The organism is Microbacterium sp. Beta (assembly GCF_005502545.1).
GTDB lineage: Bacteria > Actinomycetota > Actinomycetes > Actinomycetales > Microbacteriaceae > Microbacterium > Microbacterium oxydans.
On the sequence record NZ_SCOG01000024.1, the window covers coordinates 1 to 22,439 of the forward strand.

Annotated in this window: 24 protein-coding genes; 15 read left to right on the forward strand and 9 right to left on the reverse strand. The window is 68.5% G+C overall.

Features of this window, described 5'->3' with window-relative positions; translation table 11 throughout:
• From FFS56_RS16990 to glmM, 7 genes are all read left to right on the forward strand, one after another.
• Positions 1 to 1,256, forward strand: a 1,256-nt coding sequence (locus FFS56_RS16990) for an APC family permease (RefSeq protein WP_137772334.1), incomplete at its 5' end; no start/stop codon positions are given.
• Between the two features lie 2 nt (positions 1,257 to 1,258).
• A complete protein-coding gene (gene rraA, locus FFS56_RS16995; RefSeq protein WP_046747361.1) occupies positions 1,259 to 1,726 on the forward strand; it encodes a ribonuclease E activity regulator RraA in 468 nt (155 codons plus the stop codon).
• Between the two features lie 44 nt (positions 1,727 to 1,770).
• Positions 1,771 to 2,613, forward strand: coding sequence for a tRNA pseudouridine(38-40) synthase TruA (gene truA / locus FFS56_RS17000; protein ID WP_046747362.1), 843 nt, complete (start codon positions 1,771 to 1,773; stop codon positions 2,611 to 2,613).
• A 129-nt stretch (positions 2,614 to 2,742) separates the two neighbouring features.
• Positions 2,743 to 3,411, forward strand: a complete 669-nt coding sequence (locus FFS56_RS17005) for an endonuclease/exonuclease/phosphatase family protein (RefSeq protein ID WP_058632688.1) — start codon at positions 2,743 to 2,745, stop codon at positions 3,409 to 3,411.
• A 182-nt stretch (positions 3,412 to 3,593) separates the two neighbouring features.
• Positions 3,594 to 4,040, forward strand: a complete 447-nt coding sequence (rplM, locus tag FFS56_RS17010) for a 50S ribosomal protein L13 (RefSeq protein WP_046747364.1) — start codon at positions 3,594 to 3,596, stop codon at positions 4,038 to 4,040.
• Positions 4,041 to 4,066: 26 nt separating this feature from the next.
• Positions 4,067 to 4,552 carry a 30S ribosomal protein S9 gene (rpsI, locus tag FFS56_RS17015; RefSeq protein WP_045263679.1) on the forward strand — a complete coding sequence of 162 codons (486 nt, stop codon included), beginning with the start codon at positions 4,067 to 4,069 and terminating at the stop codon, positions 4,550 to 4,552.
• 14 nt (positions 4,553 to 4,566) lie between these two features.
• On the forward strand, positions 4,567 to 5,925 hold the full coding sequence (gene glmM, locus FFS56_RS17020) for a phosphoglucosamine mutase (protein WP_046747365.1): 1,359 nt from the start codon (positions 4,567 to 4,569) through the stop codon (positions 5,923 to 5,925).
• A gap of 31 nt (positions 5,926 to 5,956) precedes the next feature.
• Here the strand turns inward: glmM and FFS56_RS17025 are convergent, their stop codons facing one another.
• The gene (locus FFS56_RS17025; protein ID WP_127011864.1) at positions 5,957 to 6,826 is read right to left on the reverse strand and encodes a helix-turn-helix domain-containing protein; all 870 of its coding nucleotides are present in this window, start codon (positions 6,824 to 6,826) and stop codon (positions 5,957 to 5,959) included.
• Positions 6,827 to 7,063: 237 nt separating this feature from the next.
• Complete coding sequence (locus tag FFS56_RS17030; RefSeq protein WP_046747366.1) at positions 7,064 to 8,008, reverse strand: hypothetical protein; 945 nt, start codon at positions 8,006 to 8,008, stop codon at positions 7,064 to 7,066.
• Positions 8,009 to 8,058: 50 nt separating this feature from the next.
• Here FFS56_RS17030 and coaA point away from each other — a divergent pair, with 50 nt between their 5' ends.
• From coaA to FFS56_RS17070, 8 genes are all read left to right on the forward strand, one after another.
• Positions 8,059 to 9,012 carry a type I pantothenate kinase gene (gene coaA / locus FFS56_RS17035; RefSeq protein ID WP_046747367.1) on the forward strand — a complete coding sequence of 318 codons (954 nt, stop codon included), beginning with the start codon at positions 8,059 to 8,061 and terminating at the stop codon, positions 9,010 to 9,012.
• A 63-nt stretch (positions 9,013 to 9,075) separates the two neighbouring features.
• On the forward strand, positions 9,076 to 10,923 hold the full coding sequence (gene glmS / locus FFS56_RS17040) for a glutamine--fructose-6-phosphate transaminase (isomerizing) (RefSeq protein WP_127011865.1): 1,848 nt from the start codon (positions 9,076 to 9,078) through the stop codon (positions 10,921 to 10,923).
• 95 nt (positions 10,924 to 11,018) lie between these two features.
• Positions 11,019 to 11,378, forward strand: coding sequence for a holo-ACP synthase (locus tag FFS56_RS17045; protein WP_017828216.1), 360 nt, complete (start codon positions 11,019 to 11,021; stop codon positions 11,376 to 11,378).
• Complete coding sequence (alr, locus tag FFS56_RS17050; protein ID WP_061018508.1) at positions 11,375 to 12,481, forward strand: alanine racemase; 1,107 nt, start codon at positions 11,375 to 11,377, stop codon at positions 12,479 to 12,481. The genes FFS56_RS17045 and alr overlap by 4 nt, the downstream gene beginning before the upstream one ends.
• A gap of 50 nt (positions 12,482 to 12,531) precedes the next feature.
• Entirely contained in the window at positions 12,532 to 12,960 is a 429-nt protein-coding gene (gene tsaE / locus FFS56_RS17055; protein WP_127012936.1) for a tRNA (adenosine(37)-N6)-threonylcarbamoyltransferase complex ATPase subunit type 1 TsaE, read from the forward strand.
• Positions 12,957 to 13,760 (forward strand): response regulator transcription factor, encoded by an 804-nt coding sequence (locus FFS56_RS17060; RefSeq protein WP_061018510.1) that lies wholly within the window; start codon positions 12,957 to 12,959, stop codon positions 13,758 to 13,760. The genes tsaE and FFS56_RS17060 overlap by 4 nt, the downstream gene beginning before the upstream one ends.
• Positions 13,761 to 13,968: 208 nt before the next feature.
• A complete protein-coding gene (locus FFS56_RS17065; RefSeq protein ID WP_046747372.1) occupies positions 13,969 to 15,567 on the forward strand; it encodes a PAS domain-containing sensor histidine kinase in 1,599 nt (532 codons plus the stop codon).
• A complete protein-coding gene (locus FFS56_RS17070) occupies positions 15,564 to 16,718 on the forward strand; it encodes a hypothetical protein (protein WP_127011866.1) in 1,155 nt (384 codons plus the stop codon). The genes FFS56_RS17065 and FFS56_RS17070 overlap by 4 nt, the downstream gene beginning before the upstream one ends.
• Here FFS56_RS17070 and csrA read toward each other — a convergent pair whose 3' ends face one another.
• Genes csrA through FFS56_RS17105 form a run of 7 tightly spaced genes read right to left on the reverse strand, consistent with a single transcriptional unit; the run spans position 16,719 to position 22,431 of the window.
• Positions 16,719 to 16,970 (reverse strand): carbon storage regulator CsrA, encoded by a 252-nt coding sequence (gene csrA, locus FFS56_RS17075; RefSeq protein ID WP_046747374.1) that lies wholly within the window; start codon positions 16,968 to 16,970, stop codon positions 16,719 to 16,721.
• A gap of 4 nt (positions 16,971 to 16,974) precedes the next feature.
• Positions 16,975 to 19,035, reverse strand: a complete 2,061-nt coding sequence (locus tag FFS56_RS17080) for a flagellar biosynthesis protein FlhA (protein WP_046747375.1) — start codon at positions 19,033 to 19,035, stop codon at positions 16,975 to 16,977.
• Positions 19,032 to 20,123 carry an EscU/YscU/HrcU family type III secretion system export apparatus switch protein gene (locus FFS56_RS17085; RefSeq protein ID WP_058632699.1) on the reverse strand — a complete coding sequence of 364 codons (1,092 nt, stop codon included), beginning with the start codon at positions 20,121 to 20,123 and terminating at the stop codon, positions 19,032 to 19,034. Before FFS56_RS17085 ends, FFS56_RS17080 begins: the two co-directional genes overlap by 4 nt.
• Positions 20,120 to 20,881 (reverse strand): flagellar biosynthetic protein FliR, encoded by a 762-nt coding sequence (locus FFS56_RS17090; RefSeq protein ID WP_046747445.1) that lies wholly within the window; start codon positions 20,879 to 20,881, stop codon positions 20,120 to 20,122. The genes FFS56_RS17085 and FFS56_RS17090 overlap by 4 nt, the downstream gene beginning before the upstream one ends.
• A 4-nt stretch (positions 20,882 to 20,885) precedes the next feature.
• Positions 20,886 to 21,158, reverse strand: coding sequence for a flagellar biosynthesis protein FliQ (gene fliQ / locus FFS56_RS17095; protein WP_017828226.1), 273 nt, complete (start codon positions 21,156 to 21,158; stop codon positions 20,886 to 20,888).
• The gene (gene fliP / locus FFS56_RS17100; RefSeq protein WP_046747377.1) at positions 21,155 to 21,970 is read right to left on the reverse strand and encodes a flagellar type III secretion system pore protein FliP; all 816 of its coding nucleotides are present in this window, start codon (positions 21,968 to 21,970) and stop codon (positions 21,155 to 21,157) included. The genes fliQ and fliP overlap by 4 nt, the downstream gene beginning before the upstream one ends.
• The gene (locus tag FFS56_RS17105) at positions 21,967 to 22,431 is read right to left on the reverse strand and encodes a flagellar biosynthetic protein FliO (protein WP_230977946.1); all 465 of its coding nucleotides are present in this window, start codon (positions 22,429 to 22,431) and stop codon (positions 21,967 to 21,969) included. Before FFS56_RS17105 ends, fliP begins: the two co-directional genes overlap by 4 nt.
• Positions 22,432 to 22,439 lie beyond the last annotated feature (8 nt).

A 22,439-nucleotide genomic window follows, 5' to 3' on the forward strand; every position in this document is an offset into this window, starting at 1 on the left:
GTCCCTGGGTGGGCTGGATGGGCGGGTGGGGAGTCGCCGTCGCGGGAATGGTCGTGCTGGCCAACCTCGCGCAGATCGCCTCGGTCTACTTCTGGTCGCTGATCGGACAGGACCTGGAGAACAACGACTGGCGCGTCGTCGTCGTCGCCGTGCTCTTCATCGCGGCGATGACCTGGGTCAGCTGGCGCGGCGTCGAGATCGGCGAGCGCATCCAGAACATCCTCCTCGCGATCCAATACCTGGCACTGGCGATCTTCATCGTCGCGGCGCTGTGGCAGTTCTTCGACGGCACGGCTCCGAACGCGACGCCTTTCGACTGGGAGTGGATGAACCCGTTCGCGTTCACCGACTGGTCGGGCTTCACGGAGGCGATCCTTCTGGCGCTGTTCATCTACTGGGGGTGGGACACCTGCCTCGCGCTCAACGAGGAGACCAAGGACCCGAAGCGCATCCCCGGACGCGCCGCGCTGCTGACCACCGTGATCCTGCTGTTCACCTACGTTGCGGTGACCATCGCCGCGATGATGTACGCCGGACTCGGCGAGGACGGCACGGGCCTGGGCAACGAGGCGAACGCCGACGACTTCTTCCTCGCGATCAAGGACGGGTTGCTCGGTCCTTTCGGCTGGGTGCTGGTGGTGTCCGTGATCATCTCGGCCATCTCGTCGACCCAGACCACGATCCTGCCGACCGCCCGGGGAACGCTCGCCATGGGTGTCTACCGCGCCCTGCCCGCCAGGTTCAAGGAGGTGCACCCGACGTACAAGACGCCGTCGTTCTCGACCATCGTCATGGGTGTGGTCGCCTCCGTCTACTACGTCGGGATGACGCTGATCAGCGACAACATCCTGCAGGACTCGATCCTGTCCCTCGGTCTCGCGATCGCGTTCTACTACGCCATCACCGGCTTCGCGTGCGTGTGGTACTTCCGCAAGGACCTCACCTCGTCCGCGCGCGAGTTCTTCTTCAAGGGGCTGTTCCCGCTGCTGGGCGGGCTCATGCTCGCGTGGGCGTTCATCCAGTCGGCCATCGACATGTGGGATGTCGACTACGGCTACACGGTCCTGTTCGGTATCGGCGGCACGTTCGTGATCGGCGTCGGCTCGTTGGCATTCGGTCTGGTGCTGATGTTCGTCTGGTACCTCTTCCCGCGCTCGAAGCGCTTCTTCCGTGGCGAGAGCCTGAACCGCGACACCGAGGTGATGGTCCCGGACGAGCCTGCCGTGACCATCCGGTCGATCGACGGAGGCATCTGAGGATGGCGGTCGCGACGGCGGACCTCTACGACGAGCTCGGGGAGGAGATCCAGTCGCTCTCGCTGCAGCTGCGCTCCTTCGGCCGGCGGTCGGCGTTCGACGGGCCGATCCGCACCGTGCGCTGCTTCGAGGACAACGCGCTGGTGAAGGCGGTGCTGGCGACTCCCGGTGCGGGCGCGGTCCTGGTCGTCGACGGCGCTGGATCGCTGGAGACGGCACTGATGGGCGACCTGATCGCGGCGTCCGCCGTGGCGAACGACTGGGCCGGGGTCGTGATCAACGGCGCCATCCGCGACAGTGTCGCCATCGATGCCCTCGAGCTGGGGGTCAAGGCCCTGGGGACGAATCCGCGCAAGAGTGCGAAGCTCGGAGCCGGTGAGACCGATGTCGCGCTCGTGATCGAGGGTGTGGTTTTCCGGCCGGGGGCGCATCTCTACAGCGATCGGGACGGAATCCTGGTCGAACGGTGAACGCCGCCTGAAGTCCGGCGGTCTCGGTGTCCTAGGCTTGCTGCGTGCGCATCCGGCTCGACATCGCCTACGACGGCACCCATTTCCGAGGGTGGGCGAAGCAGCCGACTCTGCGCACGGTGCAGGGCACGCTGGAAGCCGCCCTCGCGCGCATCGTGGGCTCGGACGTGCAGTTCGTGGTGGCAGGTCGCACGGATGCCGGCGTGCACGCGAGCGGCCAGGTCGCGCACGTCGACCTCGACGAGAAGCAGTGGTCGCGCATCGAAGCCCGGCAGGGGCGGGCGCCGTCGGAGCCCGCCGAGACCATCGCGGGCCGCATGCGGGGTGTGCTCGGTGCGTACTCGGATGTGACCGTCACGCGGTCGTCGATCGCCCCCGAGGGGTTCGACGCACGGTTCTCCGCGGTCTGGCGTCGCTATCGCTATCGTCTCGCCGACGGACAGGCCGGGTACGACCCGCTGCGGCGCCACGACACGACCCTCGTCCGCGGCCGCCTCGACGAGCGCGCGATGGATGCCGCGGCGCGGACGCTGATCGGACTGCACGACTTCGCGGCGTACTGCAAGCCTCGGGAAGAGGCGACGACGATCCGCACACTGCTCGACTACCGCTGGGAGCGTGATGCCGACGGCGTGCTCGTCGCGGAGGTCAAGGCCGACGCGTTCTGCCACAGCATGGTGCGCGCACTCGTCGGGGCCTGCGTCGCCGTGGGGGAGGGGCGCCTCGATGTCGACGACCTCGTGGTGCTGCGCGATGCGCTCACCCGCACCAGCGAGTTCAAGGTGCTGGCCGCGCGGGGGTTGATCCTCACCGAGGTCGGGTACCCCGCCGACGAGCTGCTGTCGTCGCGAGCGATCCAGACGCGCGCGCGTCGAGACCGCGACTGACGCGCGCCTCGGACCCCGCCCGCGACGACGGAGCGCCGCGAGCAGGGGCATGCGGCGCAATACCGCAGACGAGTCACGGTGTGCAATCCGGAGCCGATGCACAGCGGGCCGGAGTAGCGTGGAACGGTCATGAAGGTCATCTCGTACAACCTCCAGAAGCATCGAGCCGCGGGTGAGCTCGTGACTCTGGTGCGCGAGCACGATCCCGACATCCTCTGTCTGCAGGAGTGCGACGTCCCCGCGCTGCCGACGCAGATCGGCGACCTCGTGCTCGCCGACGCCACCCAGGGCAACCGTCTCGGACTCGCACTCTTCTATCGCGCGAGCACGTTCCACCTGCAGGCGATCCGCATGCTCGGACTCAAGAAATCCCTGCACGACCGGATCGCGAAACCCGCACACGAACGCGTTCTCGGTGCGCGATTGCGCGACATCGACGACGGCCAGGACTTCATCGTCGCCTCCTTCCACGCCGCTCCGCTGACCGCGTTGAACTCCCTGCGCCGTCACCAGATCCGCGCCGCGCTCTCCGAGCTCGCCGCGCTCGGCGAGGGCCTGCCCCAGCTGATGGTCGGTGACTACAACTATCCGATCTTCAAGGAGAACCTCGGTCAGGCCGTGCGCGACCACGGTTACGCGCTCTCCCTCAGCGACGACCACACGTACACGCGCTACCGGGTGTTCCGGGGCCACTACGACTTCGCCACGTCGACGGGCTTCGAGATCGAGCGCATCACAACCCTGCCGCAGGGGGCGAGCGATCACCGTCCGATCCTCGTCACGGTCAAGCCCGACTGAGCCGCGGTTTGGGCATACGGCACCGGTGGCGTATGATTTCCCTTTGGTGCCTTTCCCGTCCGCGGAGAAAGCGCATCGTCCGAACGTGAGCCCTCCACTGGCGTGTTCCTCCCTGTCGGGAAGAACCACCCCGGAGTGGGATTCACGAACTTCTCCGTTCGACACAAGAAAGCAGCACTATCGTGACGCGCACTTACACTCCCAAGGCTGGCGAAGTCCAGCGCGATTGGGTCGTCATCGACGCCACCGACGTCGTTCTCGGCCGTCTGGCTTCGCACGCCGCTACGCTCCTGCGTGGCAAGCACAAGCCGACCTTCGCCAACCACATCGACTCGGGTGACTTCGTCATCATCGTGAACGCCGACAAGGTCGCGCTCACCGGTCAGAAGCTCCAGAAGAAGATGGCCTACCGCCACTCGGGTTACCCGGGCGGCCTGAAGTCCGTCACCTACGCCGAGCTCCTCGAGAAGAACCCGGTCCGCGCTGTCGAGAAGGCCATCCGTGGCATGCTCCCCAAGAACAGCATCGGCCGCCAGCAGCTGTCCAAGCTCAAGGTGTACGTCGGTGCCGAGCACCCGCACGCCGCGCAGCAGCCGACGCCGTACACCCTCGACCAGGTCGCCCAGTAAGCGCCGTAAGACTTAAGGACATACTCGTGGCTGACATCCAGGACACCACCGAAACCCCCCAGAACTTCTCGACGTCGACTCCCGAGACCGACGCGGTCGAGGCGGCTCCCCGCCCCGTCCTCAGCGTCCCGGGTGCCGCTGTCGGCCGTCGCAAGCAGGCCATCGCCCGCGTGCGCATCGTCCCCGGCTCGGGCACGATCACGGTCAACGGCCGCACGATCGAGGACTACTTCCCGAACAAGCTGCACCAGCAGCTGATCAACGACCCGTTCACCGTGCTGAACCTCGCCGGTGCATACGACGTCATCGCACGCATCTCCGGCGGAGGCCCCTCGGGCCAGGCCGGTGCGCTTCGCCTCGGCATCGCCCGCTCCCTGAACGGCATCGACGAGGAGAACAACCGTCCGACCCTGAAGAAGGCCGGCTTCCTCTCGCGCGACGCTCGCGTCAAGGAGCGCAAGAAGGCTGGACTCAAGAAGGCCCGTAAGGCGCCTCAGTACTCGAAGCGTTAAGGTTAACTGCTCCGATGCCGATCTTTGGCACGGACGGTGTGCGAGGACTCGCCAATGGCATCCTCACCGCCGACCTGGCGCTCACCCTGGCCCAGGCGACTGCTGTCGTCCTGGGCCAGGGTCGTACTGCGGAGGCTCGCAAGGCCGAAGGCAAGCGGCTGACCGCAGTCGTGGCCCGCGACCCCAGGGTCTCCGGGCACTTCATCGCGGCGTCCGTCGCTGCCGGTCTCGCCTCCTCGGGAGTGGACGTGCTCGAGGCGGGGGTCATTCCGACACCCGCGCTCGCCTTCCTCGTCGCCGACCGTGACGCCGACTTCGGTGTGATGATCTCCGCATCGCACAACGCCGCTCCCGACAACGGGATCAAGATCTTCGCCCGCGGGGGCCGCAAGCTCCCCGACGAGGTCGAGCGCCGCATCGAAGAGGCCATGTCCGGCGAGAAGCTGCGCCCGACGGGCGCCGGGGTGGGACGCATCGACCGGTTCTCCGACGCGGAGGACCGCTACGTCATGCATCTTCTCGGGTCGCTCCCGAACCGCCTCGACGGTATCCACGTGCTGCTCGACTGCGCCCACGGCGCCGCCTCAGGGGTCTCTCCTGAGACGTTCCGGGATGCGGGCGCCGAGGTCACCGTCATCGGCGCCGACCCTGACGGCTGGAACATCAACGACGGCGTCGGCTCGACCCATCTCGACAATCTCGCGGAGGCCGTCGTGCGCCTCGGCGCCGACATCGGGATCGCCCACGACGGCGACGCCGATCGCTGCCTTGCCGTCGACGCCGAGGGCAACCACATCGACGGCGACCAGATCATGGCCATCCTCGCGGTGTCCATGAAGGAGCGCGGGCACCTCACCGACGACACCCTCGTCGCGACGGTGATGAGCAACCTCGGTCTGCACGTCGCCATGCGCGAGCACGGCATCACGGTACGGCAGACGGCCGTCGGCGACCGCTACGTGCTCGAAGACATGAACGAGGGCGGCTACGCGCTCGGCGGTGAGCAGTCCGGTCACGTGATCATGAGCGAGTTCGCCACCACGGGCGACGGGATCCTCACCGGCCTGCACCTGGTCGCCGAGATGGCGCGGCAGCAGAAGTCGATCGCAGAGCTGGCGTCGGTGATGACGGTCTACCCGCAGGTGCTCATCAACGTGCGCGACGTCGACAAGGACCGTGTGTCCGAGGACGAGGTCGTGCAGCAGGCTGTGCGCGACATCGAGTCGGAGCTCGGCGATTCCGGAAGGGTGCTGCTGCGCAAGTCCGGAACCGAGCCGCTGGTGCGTGTGATGGTGGAAGCCTCCGACGCGGAATCCGTCCACGCCTACGCCGGTCGCCTCGCCGAGGTCGTGCAGGAACGTCTGTCGCTCTGACCTCGCGACCGAACACGGCCGACCGCTGATCTCAGCGGTCGGCCGTTTCGCGTTCCCCACCGTGCCGAGCGGCGTCGCGATGGGTGCGCAATGCGCGGGGCGTGGCACCGTAGTCCTCCTCGATGGCGCGGCGAAGGCTGATCGGAGAGGCGAAACCCGAGCGCTGCGAGATCTGCTCGACGCTCAGATCGTCGTATCGGCTGTCGGTGAGCAGAGACCGCGCCAGGAGCGTGCGTCGGTGTCTGATCTCGCCCGCGACCGTGTTCTCGACCTCGGCGAAGACCAGCTGGAGCTGGCGGAGGGAGGTCTGCACCTCGCGGGCTACCCGCGCGGGGTTCAGCCCCGGGTCGCCGCACTGCTGAGCGATCAGGGCGACCGCTCGGTCCCGCAGGGCGGCGTGAGCTGAGCGCGGTCCGGATACGGCGTCGACGCGGTCGAGCAGCACCGCTCCGCTCATCTCCACGATCAGATGCTCCATCGCATATCGTTCGATCGCGGTCGCCTCGTCATCGACGGCCAGCACCTGCTCGATGAACGCCTGCATCGCCCGATCGAGCGGGCGTCGCTCCTCGAGGATCCATGTCGAGGAGGGGAGTGCGGCGACGTATGTCCCGAGCGCGGTGCGGGGAACATAGGCGGCGGTGATGTGCCACGTGCCGACACACCGCACGCGCTCCGCGACCCCGGGCGGGGCCACCACGAGCCCGCTCTCGACGGGCATCCACGGACCGTTCTGCTCCTTCGCCGCGAGCCCTGCGGCGTCGACGAAGGCGAAGACCGCGTGGTCGGGGTGAGTCGTGGCGGTGTCGATGGCGAGCTCCGTGGTGCTGCCCTGCAGGGACAACAGGGTCACCGGACCCGACGTCCGCTTCGTCGCCAGGAGGGGGACACGCTCATCCACCGCGTGCACGCCATGTGCGCTCAGCTCCGCCGAGTCGATCGCTCTCGCATCTCCTGGACCCACTCAGCACCCCCCGACGCCGATGACCATGCGGCGGCGTCGACCAGCTGGCCGTCGCGCCGGGCGTTCACGCCCCCCGTCTTCCTTCGTGCGGGCGGGCGGATGTTCGCCTGGTCAGAGGATACCGGCGCGGTCACAGCGGGCAACAGAGGATGTTCATCCGATGTCACGCACCGCTCAACGGGAGGAGTCGCTCCAGTTCAGCTGTTCGATGTAGCGCAGCAGCACCCCTTCGCGCAGCGCCCATGGTGAGACCTCGAGCTCGTCCACGTCGAGGGCGGTCATCGCCGCATGCAGCGACACGGCCGCGGCCACGATCTGGAACGTCCGATCCGGGGTGATGCCGGGCAGCTCCTGTCTGGCGGACGCGGGCAGACGTGCGAGCCGGGGGATCCACGATCCGAGAGCGGTGCGGGGGAGCAGCATCCGTTCGCTCCCCGACCATCCCTGGGCCGGGTATCCGACCAGTCGGGCCAGGGAACGGATGGCCTTGGACGAGCCCACCACGTGATCGGGGCGGGGGAGGGCGACGAACCTCGGCAGCACCTCCGCAAGCGTCGCCGTCGCGTGCGCGCGCAGTCGTTCCACGTCCGTCTCACCGGGCGGATCGTTCGGCAGGAACTGTACGGTCATGCGCCCCGCGCCCAGGGGGACCGAGACCGCAGCGTCCGGCAGCTCCTCGGCTCCCGCTGCGATCTCCAGCGAGCCGCCGCCGATGTCGAGCAGCAGGAGCTGACCTGCCGACCAGCCGAACCAGCGACGGACCGCGAGGAAGGTCAGCTCCGCCTCGGTCTCGCCGTCGAGCACCTGGAGACTCTGTCCCAGCGCTGCTTCGATGCGGGCGATGACGTCTGCGCCGTTGCGGGCGTCGCGCACCGCGCTCGTCGCCGTGGCGAGCAGGGCATCCACGCGCTCGCTCTCCGCGACCCTTCGGGCCTGCGCGACCGCGGCCTCGAGCGCGACGACGCCCTCCTCCGCGATGGACCCGTCGGGGGTGAGGTAGCGCATGAGGCGCAGCACCGTCCGGTCGCTCGTCGTCGCGAGCGGACGTCCACCGGGGCGGACGTCGGCCGCGAGCATGTGGACGGTGTTGGATCCGATATCGAGGACTCCCAGGCGCACGGGATGAGAATACTCTCCCGCGGACATCGCGCCGTGAGCGCGCCGATACGATGGACCCCGTGACCACCGCCGACCCCACGCTGCCGCTGTCTCCGTATCGGGAGATCGGGCGTGCGGAGTGGGCGCGCCTCGCCGCCGGACTCGACCAGCCGCTCACGGAGACCGAGGTCGTCGAGCTGCGCGGCATCGGAGATCGCCTCTCGCTCACCGAGGTGCGCGAGGTGTATCTGCCGCTGAGTCGATTGCTCAGCCTGTACGCGACGTCGACGAAGCGACTGGGTGCCGCCACCTCTTCGTTCCTCCAAGAGGACGACACCACCACCCCGTTCGTCGTGGGAGTCGCCGGGTCTGTCGCCGTGGGCAAGTCGACCATCGCGCGCCTGCTGCGCGAACTCATGAGCCGTTGGCCGGGGACCCCGAGGGTGGAACTGGTGACGACCGACGGGTTCCTCTACCCGAACGCGGAGCTCGAGCGCCGCGGCATCATGGACCGCAAGGGCTTTCCCGAGTCCTATGACCGCCGCGCCCTGATCGAGTTCCTGACCGAGGTCAAGAGCGGTGCCGCCGAGGTGCGTGCTCCTTTCTACTCGCACATGCGCTACGACATCGTCCCGGATGCGAACGTGGTGGTGCGCCGCCCCGACGTCGTCATCGTCGAGGGCCTGAACGTGCTGCAGCCGCCGCCCGCGCCGAACGACGTGGCCGTGAGCGACCTCTTCGACTTTTCGATCTTCGTCGACGCCGACACCTCGCACATCGAGAAGTGGTACGTCGATCGCTTCCTCGCCCTTCGTCAGGCCGCGTTCAGCAACCCCTCGTCGTACTTCAACGTGTTCGCGCACCTCACCGACGAGGAGGCGATCACCACCGCACTGGGATATTGGAACGAGATCAACATGCCGAACCTCGTCGAGAACGTGATGCCCACCCGGCACCGTGCGCGGCTCGTCCTGCGCAAGGGCGCGGATCACGACGTGGAGAGCGTGCTCCTGCGCAAGCTCTGAGGCCCCCCTGCGACGTCCGATTGTACGGACGACTCGCAAAAAACGCGTCTTACTCTTGATGCCATGTGTGGAATCGTCGGATACGTGGGCCCGCGCCCCAGCCAGGACATCCTTCTCGCAGGCCTCGCACGCCTGGAGTACCGGGGATACGACTCTGCGGGCGTGGCGGTCATCGACGGTGACGGGGCGCTCGGCATGCGCAAGAAGGCGGGCAAGCTCGCCGTGCTGCGCGACTCGCTCGCGGATGCGCCGCTCCCCGACGGCTCGACCGGCATCGGGCACACCCGTTGGGCGACGCACGGTGGGCCCACCGACGACAACGCGCACCCGCACCTGGCCGATGACGACAAGCTCGCGGTCATCCACAACGGCATCATCGAGAACTTCTCGGCCTTGCGTGATGAGCTCCTCGCCGACGGCGTGGTGTTCCGCAGCGAGACCGACACCGAGGTCGCCGCAGCCCTGCTCGGACGGGAGTACGCCGGCAACGGCGGCGACCTGCAGCTGGCCTTCCGCAACATCGTGAACCGCCTGGAGGGGGCATTCACCCTGCTGGCGATGCACCAGGACCACCCGGGCCTCGTCGTCGGCGCTCGTCGCAACTCCCCGCTCGTGATCGGGCTCGGCGAGGGCGAGAACTACCTCGGATCCGACGTCGCCGCCTTCATCGAGCACACCCGCAAGGCGCTCGCGATCGGTCAGGACCAGATCGTCTCGATCACCCCGGACTCCGTGACGGTCACCGACTTCGCCGGCACACCCGTCGAGCCGGAGCCCTTCGACGTGTCGTGGGACGCGGCAGCCGCCGAGAAGGGCGGATGGTCGAGTTTCATGGCCAAGGAGGTCGCTGAGCAGCCCGAGGCGGTGGCGAACACCATCCGCGGCCGCATCCAGGACGGTCAGGTCGTGATCCCGGAGCTCGACGGGTTCGACGAGCTCTTCGTCGGCATCAACCGGGTCATCATCACCGCCTGCGGCACGGCCTCCTACGCGGCGCTGGTGGGCAAGTACGCGATCGAGCAGTGGGCACGCGTGGCCGTCGACGTCGAACTCGCACACGAGTTCCGCTACCGCGACCCTGTGATCGGCGCCGACACCCTGGTCGTGTCGATCAGCCAGTCGGGGGAGACGATGGACACCCTGATGGCCGTGAAGTACGCCCGCGAACGCGGTGCGCGCACGCTGTCGATCTGCAACACGCAGGGCGCCACCATCCCGCGTGAGTCGGACGCGGTGGTCTACACGCACGCCGGACCCGAGGTCGCCGTGGCCTCGACCAAGGCGTTCTCGGCACAGATCACCGCCCTCCTGCTGCTGGGCCTGCACATGGGCCGGGTCCGCGGTGCCGTGGCCGACGCCTCGCTCGACGCGGCAGAGCTCGCGGCGCTCCCCGAGAAGATCGCCAAGGTCCTCGGCAGCGAGCAGGAGCACGTGACGCAGCTCGCCGGGTGGATGGCGGACACGCGCTCGGTGCTCTTCCTCGGCCGGCACGTGGGGTACCCCATCGCGCTCGAGGGTGCGCTCAAGCTCAAGGAGATCTCCTACATCCACGCGGAGGGCTTCGCCGCCGGCGAGCTCAAGCACGGTCCGATCGCATTGATCGAGCCGGGGCAGCCGGTGTTCGTGCTCGTGCCGTCGCCGCGTCACTCGGCGCTCGTGCATTCCAAGGTCGTCTCGAACATCCAGGAGATCCGCGCGCGCGGTGCCAGGGTGATCGTGATCGCCGAGGAGGGCGACGCGGCCGTGCTGCCGTTCGCCGACGAGGTCATCCGCATCCCGCTCGCCGGCCCGATGTTCGAGCCGCTGCTCGCCGTCGTGCCGCTGCAGATCTTCGCGATGGCCCTGGCCACGGCGAAGGGACTCGACGTCGACCAGCCGCGCAACCTCGCGAAGTCGGTGACGGTCGAGTAGACCCGGCCCCCGATTCGCGCGAATGGCTTCGTTTCCAGCGGAAACGGAGCCATTTGGGCGATTTCAACGAGATTCAGGCTCGGTAGGCTGAACGGGTGATCATCGGAACCGGCATCGACCTCGTGGACATCCCGAGGTTCGAGCGGACGATGGAGCGGACGCCGCGACTTCGCGAACGCCTCTTCGCCCCGTCGGAGCGCACGCTACGTCTGCCTTCCCTCGCCGCGCGCTATGCCGCCAAAGAGGCGTTGATCAAGGCTCTGGGCGGATCCGACGGTGTGCACTGGACCGAGATCGAGATCGCCTCGGAACCCTCCGGTCGCCCGCACTTCGTGCTCTCCGGGTCGACGGCCGCCGTCGTCGAGGAACGGGGCATCCTCACACTGCATCTGACTCTCACCCATGACGCCGGCCTCGCCGCGGCGTTCGTCGTCGCCGAAGGAGCACCGCTGTGACCGTCCCGTTCCGAGAAGCGACCATCGATCTCGATGCCATCGCCGACAACGTGCGGCACTTCCGGCGCCTCACCGGCGTCGAGGTGATCGCCATCGTGAAAGCCAACGCCTACGGTCATGGTGCGGCTTCGGCAGCGGTGGCCGCGCTCTCGGCCGGTGCCACGCGGATCGGCGTCGCCGAGATCCCCGAGGCGCTCGAGCTGCGCAGACAGGGCGTGCACGCGCCGATCATGGCGTGGTTGCATGCGCCGGGGGAGAGGTTCGAGCACGCCGCGGCACAGGACATCGAAGTCGGGATCTCCTCGTTCGATCAGCTCGAGGCAGCCGGCGCGGCAGCCGCTGTCGACCGGCCGGTCGGAGTGCACCTGAAGCTCGAGACCGGGCTGTCGCGCAATGGCATCGCCCCGGCGGACTGGGGACGTGTGCTGGCGGAGGCGGCGCGGCTCGAGCGCATCGGGCGCCTGCGCATCGTGGGACTGTTCAGCCATCTCTCCAACACCTCCGTGGACGACGACAGGGCGGCGCTCGCGAAATTCGAAGAGGGGGTCGCCACCGCTGCGTCGTTCGGCGTCCATCCCGAGATCCGACACATCGCCGCCACGGCAGCAGCCATAGACCTGCCCGAGATGCGCCTCGACGCCGTCCGCATCGGCGTGGGACTCTACGGCCTCTCGCCCTTCGACGACCGCAGTTCAGCGGAACTCGGGCTGCGGCCGGCCATGACCCTCCGGGGCGCGATCGCCGCCGTCCGTCGCGTGCCGGCGGGAACCGGGGTCTCCTACGGCTATGACCATCGCACCGACCGCGACACGACCCTGGTGCTCGTTCCTCTCGGCTACGCCGACGGGGTGCCCCGCAACGCCTCGGGGAAGCTTCCGGTCTCGATCGGCGGGCGCCGGTTCCTCAACGTCGGACGGATCGCGATGGATCAGTTCATCGTCGACGTCGGGGACACCCCCGTCTCGATCGGGGATGAGGTGGTCCTGTTCGGCGACCCCACCCTCGGCGTGCCCTCGGCTGCGGACTGGGCCGAAGCCGCCGACACCATCAACTACGAGATCGTCACCCGGATCGGCCCCCGGGTGCCTCGGAGGACGTCGTGAGCGTGGATCCCGCCTTCCTCGGCCGCCGGGAGATCGCCACCGCCGAGGAGATGGAGCAGCTGGGTCTGCGCATCGGCGAGCATCTCGAGGCGGGCGACCTGCTCGTGCTGACCGGTCCTCTCGGCGCGGGGAAGACCACCTTCACCCGCGGTCTCGCCGAGGGGCTGGGGGTGCGCGGACCGGTGCAGAGCCCGACCTTCGTGATCGCCCGCACTCATCCCTCCCTGGTCGGCCGAGCACCACTGGTGCACGTCGACGCCTACCGGCTCGGCTCGGCTGCTGAGCTCGACGACCTCGACCTCGACCTCGAGCGGTCCGTCGTGGTGATCGAGTGGGGGCGTGGCATGGCCGGGGAGCTGGCGGACTCGTGGTGGGACATCGAGGTGGAACGGCCCGTCGGAGCGGCGGATGTCGACCCGTCCGAGCTGGATGCCGACGCGCCGCGCTTCGTCACGATCACGCGCGAGAGCGCCTCGTGAGCTCGGGGGACGTCCGCGCCCTGGTCGCCGTGATCATCGAGGACGATCCCGGTGTGCGCTCCCTGCTCGACGAGGTCTTCCTCGCGGCGGGCTTCGAGACGATCCTCACGGGGTCGGGTGTGGACGGTCTCGGGGCCGTCGAGCGGCACCAGCCGGTGATCACGACCCTCGACATCAACCTGCCCGGCATCGACGGCTTCGAGGTGGCGCGGCGCATCCGTCGAGTCAGCGACACCTTCATCATCATGCTCTCGGCGCTCTCCGACGAGTCCGACGTGGTTCTGGGGCTCACCTCCGGTGCCGACGAGTATCTGGTGAAGCCGTTCCGCCCGCGCGAGCTGCGTGCCCGCATCGAGGCGCTCCTGCGTCGTCCTCGACTGCCGGACGTCCGCAGTGCGTCGAGCCTGCGTGCTCCGGTCGAACCCGAGCCCGTGGCCGACGGCGCGACCGTGCTCACCTGGCGTGGGCGGGTGCACCGGGACCTCAGCCTCGACCTCGACACGCGGATGGTCCTGATCGGGCAACGGCGGATCGACCTCACCCCGACCGAGTTCGATCTGCTCGCCGCATTGCTCGAGGCGAAGCAGCGCGTATGCAGCAAGGCCGAGCTCGCCCGGGGGTTGCGCGGCCTTCCCCCGGGCTCGAGCGACTACGTGAGCGAGCCGGACAAGCGCGCGATCGAGACGCACATCGCCAACCTGCGGCGAAAGCTCGGTGACAGCACGAGCGCCCCTCGCTACGTCGAGACCGTGCGCGGGGTCGGCTACCGCCTGACCCCCGCAACGATCGAAACGAACTGACCGGGGCGGAGCCGCGGCTCCCCAGCCGCGGCCCCGGATGCCTGCGAATCCCCACTCGCCTGGCCCCGGCGTCTGCGTTGTTCCCCAGTCGCAGTTTCGGCCCCACTCAGAATGCTAGGGGTGCGAGGCCGCCCGAAGAGCGGGCTGCACCGATCTTTGAGTAATCTTGCGGGAAAGCTGAGGATCGACCGGAGGGCGGGCGAAGAGCATGATCCGCACCGTCTCGATCTGGCGATGGCAACTGGTGTTCATGGGCAGCATCGTCGCCATCGTGGTGATGATCACCGCCTTCAAGCCCCAGACCTTCGCCAACCCTCTGATCGTCACGGGGATCGCCCTCGTCGTCGTGACCACTCTGGTGACTCTGGCCGTGCCCTGGCATCGACTCCCGCACAGCGCGGTGGCTGCCATCCCGCTCCTGGACGCCCTCGCCGTCGGCTTCACGACGAACGCGCCCGACATCCGCCTGGGCTTCCTCTGGGTCTTCCCCGTGGTCTGGCTGGCGACCTACTTCTCCCTGCCGTGGGTGCTCGGAGGCATCGCCTTCATCAGCGGCACTCTCGTGGTCTTCGCGGATCAGAACGGCACTCCGGCGGACATCCTGCTGCGGCTGTTGACGCTCGTGATCACCCTCGGGTTCCTGGGCGTCACGGTGCGCATCGGCGCTCAGCGCTCTCGTGCGGCACGCCGACTTCTCCAACGGCGGTCGGAGCAGGTCAATCGCGCGGCCGAGCGCGCCGAAGCCAACCAGCGCAGGGTCACGCAGATCGTCGACGCGCTGGGCGCCGCGCTCGTCGTCGTCACATCGTCCGGTCGCATCCTGCAGATGAACGACGCGTACAGGTCTCTGTACGGGCGCGACCGCTTCGGCGCCGCTCTGCCCTCCGCCTCGGTCGAGTACGACGCGCGTCGCGGCCATGCCGTGCCGCAGACGCGCACGACGCTGGCGAGGGCGGCGCGCGGAGAGACGTTGCAGTCCGAGCGGGTCTGGCTGTTCGACGGCGGTGGACAGTGGAGGGCGCTGGAGGTGAGCACACAGCCGATGGCCACGGCCGGCGAGGGGGAGGACATCACTCTCGTCGTGATCGATGATGTGACCGCGATGCTCGAGGCCGAGGAGGAGCGCAGGGCGTTCACGGCGGTCGTCTCGCACGAGCTGCGCAACCCGCTCACCGCGATCATCGGCCACGTGGAGCTGCTGCGCGAACGCGAGGACCTCCCGGGGAGGGTGCCCGCTCAGCTGGAGATCATCGCGCACGCGGGCGATCGTATGCAGGAGCTCGTCGGGAGCATCCTGGAGCAGACGAGCCATACGGCCCCGGAGCCGTTCGCTCCTGTGGACCTGCGCGAACTCGTCGAGGCGTCCGCCGCTTCGTACTCACCGCTCATCGCCGGCAGCAGACAGACCCTCACCGTGGAGGGGGAGGGCGGACTCGTCGTCTCCGGCGACGCTTTCCGCCTGCGCCAGGTGCTGGACAACCTGCTCAGCAACGCCGTCAAGTACACCCCCGCCGGAGGGATCATCACCGTGGACCTCTCGACAGGGCCCGACGGGTACGCGGAACTCGCTGTCTCCGACAACGGGACGGGGATGTCCCCCGAAGACCTCTCGCGGGTGTTCGAGCCCTATTTCCGTGCGGAGAGCGCGATGCGTGCCGGCATCGGCGGAACGGGGCTCGGGATGGGGATCGCCAGGGAGATCGTCGCCGCCCACGAGGGCACGATCGATGTGGTCAGCGAGGCCGGCACCGGAACCAGGGTGACACTGCGGTTCCCGCATCACCGAGCGAAGGAGAAGCACACATGAGTCCGCTCGTTCCGGTGAACGTCGACATCACCACCAGCATGGTGGCCGTCGTCACCGTGCTCACAGCGCTGGTGGTGGGGCTCGGAACGCTCGCCCGCCCGAGCCGTGCGACGGTGACCTGGGCCGGTGCGTTCGGGCTCGGCATGCTCGGGGCCTACCTGTGGCTGGCCGGGCAGCAGACCGATGAGCAGATGCTGCGCGCCGCGGCCTCTGCGCTGATGCTGTGCTTCGAGCCGCTGGTGTGGATCGGACTGCGGCTGCACTTCGGTCGCCGCGCATCCTGGTGGGCGGTGACCCCCTTCCTGGTGGCTGCCCCCGTGCTTCTCGTGGCGACGACCGAGACGCCCTGGTATCTGGCCACTTTCCACGTCGTCTTCCTCGCCAGCGGGGTGTTCGCCGGCATGGTCGCGTACGAGCTCCTGCGCGGACGGCCCGTGGCCAGGGACATCGTGCTGCCGCTGGCTCTCGCCTCGTGCGGATTCGTGGTCGTGGCGGTCGTGAGCGCCGCCTCCGCCCTCGTCGTGGGCGGTGCGGGAACCCAGGAGCAACTGAGCGCGCTGCGCGGCATGAACGCCGTCGGGACCCTCGTGGTGAGCACCTGCGCGGCCTTCACCCTCGTGCTGCTGGTGCGCGTGGGGGAGAAAGCCGCTACCGGTCGCAGCACCGACGGGGCGGATCGCGCCCGCAGACGTCTGCGCAAAGCCGAAGCGCAGAACGACCAGCCGTGGTCCGTCCTCGACATCCGCCTCGACGATCCGGTCGACCTCCGCGAAGCATCGACCGGAGCGGAGTTCGCCCGCATCGTCGATCGCTTCCACGACGACATCGAAGACGCGCTGCCGGCATCAGCGGACGCCGATCGGATCGAGGACGGGCGGGCCGTGGTGATCATCCGTGGCAGCGACGAAGCGGTGCGGTATCACCTGCGCGGCATGCTCACCCGCATCGCCATGCTCGAGAAGGACGCCTCAGCGAGCGGTATCCGCTCCTCCGCCAGCATCGGCTGGGCGCCCGTATCCGTCGTCGGCTACGACTACGACCTGCTGCGGGCAGCGGCGGACCGGGCCGCGGTCAGAGCCAGGGCGGCGGGCGGCGATCAGTGGAAGCGCGCCAACGCGGACGACCTGAGCGGCGTGCGACCGGCGGGTTGACTACCGCGTGCGGGTCTCTCGTCCTCGCGCGAGGGCAGCGACGATCGCGCCTTCGGCGTCGTCACCCGTCTCGGCGGCGGCCGACACGTTCTCGGCGACCACGGCCTCGATGATCTCGGTCCTCTGGATGCGCGTCTCGCGCGGCGCCTTCACGCCGATGCGCACGCTGTCGCCCTTGATCTCGAGCAGCGTGACCTCGATGTCGCCGTCGATGCGCACGCTCTCACCGATCCGCCTCGTCAACACCAGCATTCGTTCAGCCTAGTGCTGCGGGGACGACGCCGACCGCCGGTGCGGGGATGTCGTGCACGACGCCCACCGTCTCGATCGTGAGAGCCGCGGCAGTCGCCTCGTTGTACGACAGCACGGGGAGGCCGTCGGTCTGCGCGGAGATGAGGCGCCGCACGGCCGGTCGCAACGAGGGTGCGCACACGAGCACCGGCTCGCCGCCTTCCCGCACCGAGGAGACGGCGTGCTTCACGGACTCGATCACGGTCTCCATGCGCTGCGGATCGAAGACGATCTGACTGCCCTCGTCGCTCGAGCGCAGGCTCTCGAGCATGGCCTGCTCCAGCAGCGGGTTGATCATGACCACGCGCAGGGTTCCGGCATCGGCGAAACGGGCGGCGATCGCCGGGCCGAGGGCGGCGCGGGCGGCCTCGATCAGGCCCTCCGGGTCGGTGGACACCCTGGCCCGCAACGCGAGAGCCTCGTAGATGCGGCTGAGGTCGTTGATGGGGACCCGCTCCGCCAGGAGGCCTTGCAGAACGCGCTGCACCTCTGCCAGTGAGAGCAGAGCGGGGGTGAGCTCCTCGACCGCAGCGGGCGAGACCTGCTTGAGGGCGTCGGTGAGCTGGCGCACGTCTTCGCGGCTGAGCAGTCGAGCGGCGTGGGCGTGGATGACGCTGGAGAGATGCGTGATGATCACACTCGCGCGGTCGATCACGGTGGCCCCGGCGAACTCCGCGCTATGGCGCATCTCCATGGGGATCCACTTGCCCTCGAGACCGAAGACCGGGTCGAGCGTCGCCGTGCCGGGAAGGCTGTCCAGCCCCTGTCCGAGCGCGAGCACCGACCCGACGGGTGCCGTACCGCGACCGGTCTCGACCCCGGCGATCCGGATGACGTAGGTCGCCTGCGGCAGCTCGATGCTGTCGCGGGTGCGCACCGGTGGCGCGACCAGCCCCAGATCGAGGGCGACACGGCGTCGGAGGGCTTTCACGCGTGCGAGGAGGTCGTCCGGGCCCCCGGTGACCAGATCCACGATGTCGGGGGCGAGCAAGATCTCGAGCGGATGCACACGCATCTTCTCGATGAGCTCCTCCGGCTGGTCGGTCGGAACAGTCGACGGGCTCTGCACCGCAGCCGCCTCTTCGCGTTTCTGGGTGGCCTTGATCCGCTGCGCGATCAGCAGCAGCGTCGCGCCGATCGCGACGAACGGCAGCATCGGCATGTGCGGGATGAGCGACATGATGATCGCGGCGCATCCGGCGATGATCAGCGCATTGCGGGACTGGCCGAGCTGGGCGGACGCCGCCGTCCCCATCTCCGCCTCCGCCGTGGAGCGGGTCACGATCATGCCGGTGGAGACGGCCATCAGCAGGGCGGGGATCTGCGTGACCAGACCGTCGCCGATCGTCAGCAGGCTGTAGGTGCTCACGGATTCGTCGATCGTCATGCCGTGCTGCACGATCCCGATGGCGATGCCGCCGACGATGTTGATGATGATGATGACGAGACCGGCGATCGCGTCGCCCTTCACGAACTTGGACGCACCGTCCATGGCTCCGTAGAAGTCGGCCTCGGCCGCCACCTCGGCGCGGCGCTCGCGGGCCTCCGCATCGGTGATGAGTCCGGCGTTCAGATCGGCGTCGATGGCCATCTGCTTGCCGGGCATCGCGTCGAGCGTGAATCGTGCGCCGACCTCGGCCACGCGCTCCGCACCCTTGGTCACGACGACGAACTGGATGACGACGAGGATGAGGAACACGACGGCGCCGATGATGAGCGAGCCGCCGACCGCGATGGCGCCGAAGGCCTCGATCACCTGCCCCGCATACGCCTCGCCGAGCACCAGACGGGTGGAGGCCACGTTGAGCCCCAGGCGGAACAGCGTCGCCACGAGCAGCAGCGAGGGGAAGACCGAGAAGTCGAGCGGCTTCTTCACGAACATCGACGTCAGCAGGATCACGAGCGCGAACATGATGTTCAGGATGATGAGGATGTCGAGCAGGAACGGCGGCACCGGCACGACGAGGAGCATGATGATGCCCACGACGCCGATCGGCACTCCGAGCTTGGGAAGCAGCTGTCTCATGCGGTCCTCCGGTAGGGAAGGGAGTGGATGCCGCGGGCGGCCCCGCGTCGTCGCAGCGAGTCGACGAACACGAGCACACGAGCCACGGCGTTGTACAGGTCTTCGGGGATCTCGTGCCCGAGCTCGCAGGCGGCGTGCAGAGCCCTGGCGAGGGTGATCTCGCGCACCAGTGGGACACCGGCGCGCACGGCCTCGTCGCGGATGCGCTCCGCGATCACGCCGCTGCCCTTCGCGACCACCTTGGGCGCGGCCCTGCCGGGTTCGTACCGCAGTGCCACGGCGATGTGGGTGGGATTGACCACCACCACATCGGAGCCGGCGACGGCCGCGATCATGCGGTTGCGGCTGACAGCGAGCTGCCGTGAACGGCGCTGCTGGCGGATGAGCGGATCGCCTTCGGAGTTCTTGCTCTCGTCGCGGATCTCGCGCTTGGTCATGCGCGTGTGCTTGCGGTTGCGTCGCATCACCACGAACATGTCGATCGCGGCGAGGGCCAGCCCCACGCCGATCGCGGTCTGCAGCAGGGCGGTCGTGCCTTCGCTCGCGGTGCCGAGCAGTCGGGTGACGGAGTGCGCCCCGCTCGCGGTCAGCACGGGCATCAGGCTCGCGATCACGAACCAGAGGGCGATGCCGATGGCGGCGGTCTTCATGAGGGCCTTGGCGCCCTCCCAGAGAGCCTGCATGCCGAACACGCGGCGCACGCCGTTGACGAGGTTGAACTGCTCGAAGCGGCCCGTCAGAGGGCGCAGGTGCACACCCCCCTGGATGACCGCGCCGATCAGCGTGACGATCGCGACGGCCGTCAGCATCACGGTGAGCGTCGGGAGCACGGAGGCCAGGCCGCGGCCGAGCGCTGCGAGCGCGGCCTCCGGCGTCGGCGCCGCGACCAGGGAGTCGAGCGTGAGCAGCTGCTCCGTCCCCGCCGATGCACCGAGCGCGATCGCGGCGGGCATCGTGACGGCCGCCGCGCCGATACCGAGCCAGGCCGTGAGGTCCTGACTGCGTGACAGGCGTCCCTTCTTCCTCGCTTCGCTGAGGTGCTTGTCCGTCGCCTTCTCGCTGCGTTCGCCGGTATCGGTCCCGCTCATCGGTGCACCCCCTGCATCATCCGCAGGGCGTTGGCGGCGAGGGCGTCGACGATGCCGGGGAGCACGGCGTACACGGCTCCGGCGAGCAGCAGAGTCAGGAGGATCTTCACCGGGAAGCCCATCGCGAACGCGTTCAGGGCAGGGGCGACACGGGTGATGAGCCCGAGCCCGACATCGGCGAGGAACAGCACGAGCACGAGCGGTCCGGCGATCTGCACGGCCGCCAGCACGAGCTGCGTCACCCCGTCGACGAGCAGTTCGGCAGGACCGGCCACCTGGAAGATACCGTTGACGGGCACGGCCTCGAAGCTCCGCGCGAGCCCGGCCAAAATCAGCTGGTACCCGCCCGAGGCGAACAGCAGCGTGAGCGCGGTGATGTGGAACAGCCGGGTGAACTGCGCGCCGTTGACCATCGAGTGGGGATCGAACGCCTGCGCGAGCTGGAACCCGCCGAAGACGTCGATCAGGCTTCCCGCAGCCTGGAGCGCGGAGAAGCACAGCAGCACCAGGAACCCCAGCAGGGCACCCGTGACGAGCTGCAGGACGAGCGCGCCGAGGAAGGGACCGGTGTCGAGGTTCTCGTACCCGGGGGCGACGGCGGTGCCGACGGCGAGGGAGAGCCCGATCGCGAGCATCGCCTTCACGCGCACCGGGATCGCCCCGTAGGAGAACGGCGGAGCGATCATGATGAAGGCCGTGATGCGCACCGCGGTGAGCATCGTGGCCTCCAGCCACGCGAAATCGATGGGGATGTACACGCCGTCATCCACTCAACAGCGAGGGGATACGGGCGAACATCTCGTTGGTGAAGGCGATCATCTCGGCGATCATCCAGTTGCCGGCGATCAACAGTGCGATGCCGACGGCGACGATCTTCGGGACGAACGACAGCGTCACCTCCTGCACCTGGGTGATGGACTGCAACAGCGAGATCGCGAAGCCGACGACGAGCGCGGTGACCAGGACGGGGGCGGCGAGCTTCGCCGCGATGATCAGTCCCTGCGTGCCGATGTCGATGACCGCCTCGGGGCTCATCCGACCCCTCCGTAACTCTCCAGGAGGGCTCTGATGATGAGCCCCCAGCCGTCGACGAGGATGAACAGCAGGATCTTGAACGGCAGCGAGATCATGACGGGCGGGAGCATCATCATGCCCATCGACATCAGCGCCGCTGCCACGACGAGGTCGATCACCAGGAACGGGATGAAGATCACGAAGCCGATGATGAACGCCGCGCGCAGCTCGGAGATCATGAACGCGGGGATGAGCGTGTACATCGGGACGCTCGAGGGGTCCTCGGGGTTGGGCTGGCCGGCCATCCGCGTCATGAGCGCGAGGTCCTCTTCGCGGGTGAAGCGGAGCATCCACTCCTGCAGGGGCAGCTGGCCCACGTCGATGGCCTGTGTGAACGAGAGCGAGCCGTCGATGTAGGGCTGCACCGCGACCGTGTTGATCTCGGTGAGCACCGGCCACATGATGAACAGCGACAGGAAGAGGGACAGCCCCGCCAGAACCTGGTTCGGGGGGATGGTCGGCAACGAGAGGGCGTTCCTGGTCATCGCCAGCACGACGAAGATCTTCGTGAACGACGACATCATCAGCAGCAACGCGGGGGCGACCGAGAGCAGCGTGATGCCCAGCAGGGTCAGGATCGACCCCGACGGACCGCCGTCGACGCCGTTGATGTCGATCGTGACGCCCTCGCCCTGATCGTCCGGGGTCACCTGTGCGTGGGCGGCCGTGCCCGCGATGAGGGTGAGGACCACGACGAGTGCGAGTGCCGCGGCGAGGATCAGCGCGATTCGTCGCAGCGCGCGCCCGTCGACGACCCCACGGGTGACGTTCATCGGGTGCGCCGGATGGCCTCGGCGGTCTGCCGCCACGTCTCGGGGGAGAGGATGGAGCCGCGCAGCGGATCGTTGCGGTGCCGCACGCGGCGCTGCGGCGCCGATGACTCCGGAGGGATGTCCGTCGATTCCGTCAGGGCCGCCGCGGCCAGGATCCGGTCGAACTCCGCGGCGTCGGACGCCGCTTCCGTGGTCGCCGGCGACCATGCCGGGCGGGGTGTCTCCTCCGAAGTGTCGGTCCGCTTGACCGGCAGCCGATCGACGACGTTCACGCCGTGCTCCGTGACGCCGAGCACGTATCGGGCGTCCTCGGTCTGGATCACGACGATCTGCGCCTTCGGGCCGACTCCCTGGCGTCCGAGCACCGTGATCGCCTCACTGTCGCGACGACGGGCCTGCGTGCGCGCGACACGGCGCTGCAGGAACCACAGCACTCCGAGTACTGCGGCGAGCGAGAGCACGACCCGCA

Coding starts and splice junctions, on each gene's coding strand:
- rraA (WP_046747361.1), top strand. CDS start 1,259: ATGGCGGTCGCGACGGCGGACCTCTACGACGAGCTCGGGGAGGAGATC.
- FFS56_RS17005 (WP_058632688.1), top strand. CDS start 2,743: ATGAAGGTCATCTCGTACAACCTCCAGAAGCATCGAGCCGCGGGTGAG.
- glmM (WP_046747365.1), top strand. CDS start 4,567: ATGCCGATCTTTGGCACGGACGGTGTGCGAGGACTCGCCAATGGCATC.
- coaA (WP_046747367.1), top strand. CDS start 8,059: ATGGACCCCGTGACCACCGCCGACCCCACGCTGCCGCTGTCTCCGTAT.
- glmS (WP_127011865.1), top strand. CDS start 9,076: ATGTGTGGAATCGTCGGATACGTGGGCCCGCGCCCCAGCCAGGACATC.
- tsaE (WP_127012936.1), top strand. CDS start 12,532: ATGGAGCAGCTGGGTCTGCGCATCGGCGAGCATCTCGAGGCGGGCGAC.
- FFS56_RS17065 (WP_046747372.1), top strand. CDS start 13,969: ATGATCCGCACCGTCTCGATCTGGCGATGGCAACTGGTGTTCATGGGC.
- FFS56_RS17070 (WP_127011866.1), top strand. CDS start 15,564: ATGAGTCCGCTCGTTCCGGTGAACGTCGACATCACCACCAGCATGGTG.
- csrA (WP_046747374.1), bottom strand. CDS start 16,970: ATGCTGGTGTTGACGAGGCGGATCGGTGAGAGCGTGCGCATCGACGGC.
- FFS56_RS17080 (WP_046747375.1), bottom strand. CDS start 19,035: ATGAGACAGCTGCTTCCCAAGCTCGGAGTGCCGATCGGCGTCGTGGGC.
- FFS56_RS17085 (WP_058632699.1), bottom strand. CDS start 20,123: ATGAGCGGGACCGATACCGGCGAACGCAGCGAGAAGGCGACGGACAAG.
- fliQ (WP_017828226.1), bottom strand. CDS start 21,158: ATGAGCCCCGAGGCGGTCATCGACATCGGCACGCAGGGACTGATCATC.
- fliP (WP_046747377.1), bottom strand. CDS start 21,970: ATGAACGTCACCCGTGGGGTCGTCGACGGGCGCGCGCTGCGACGAATC.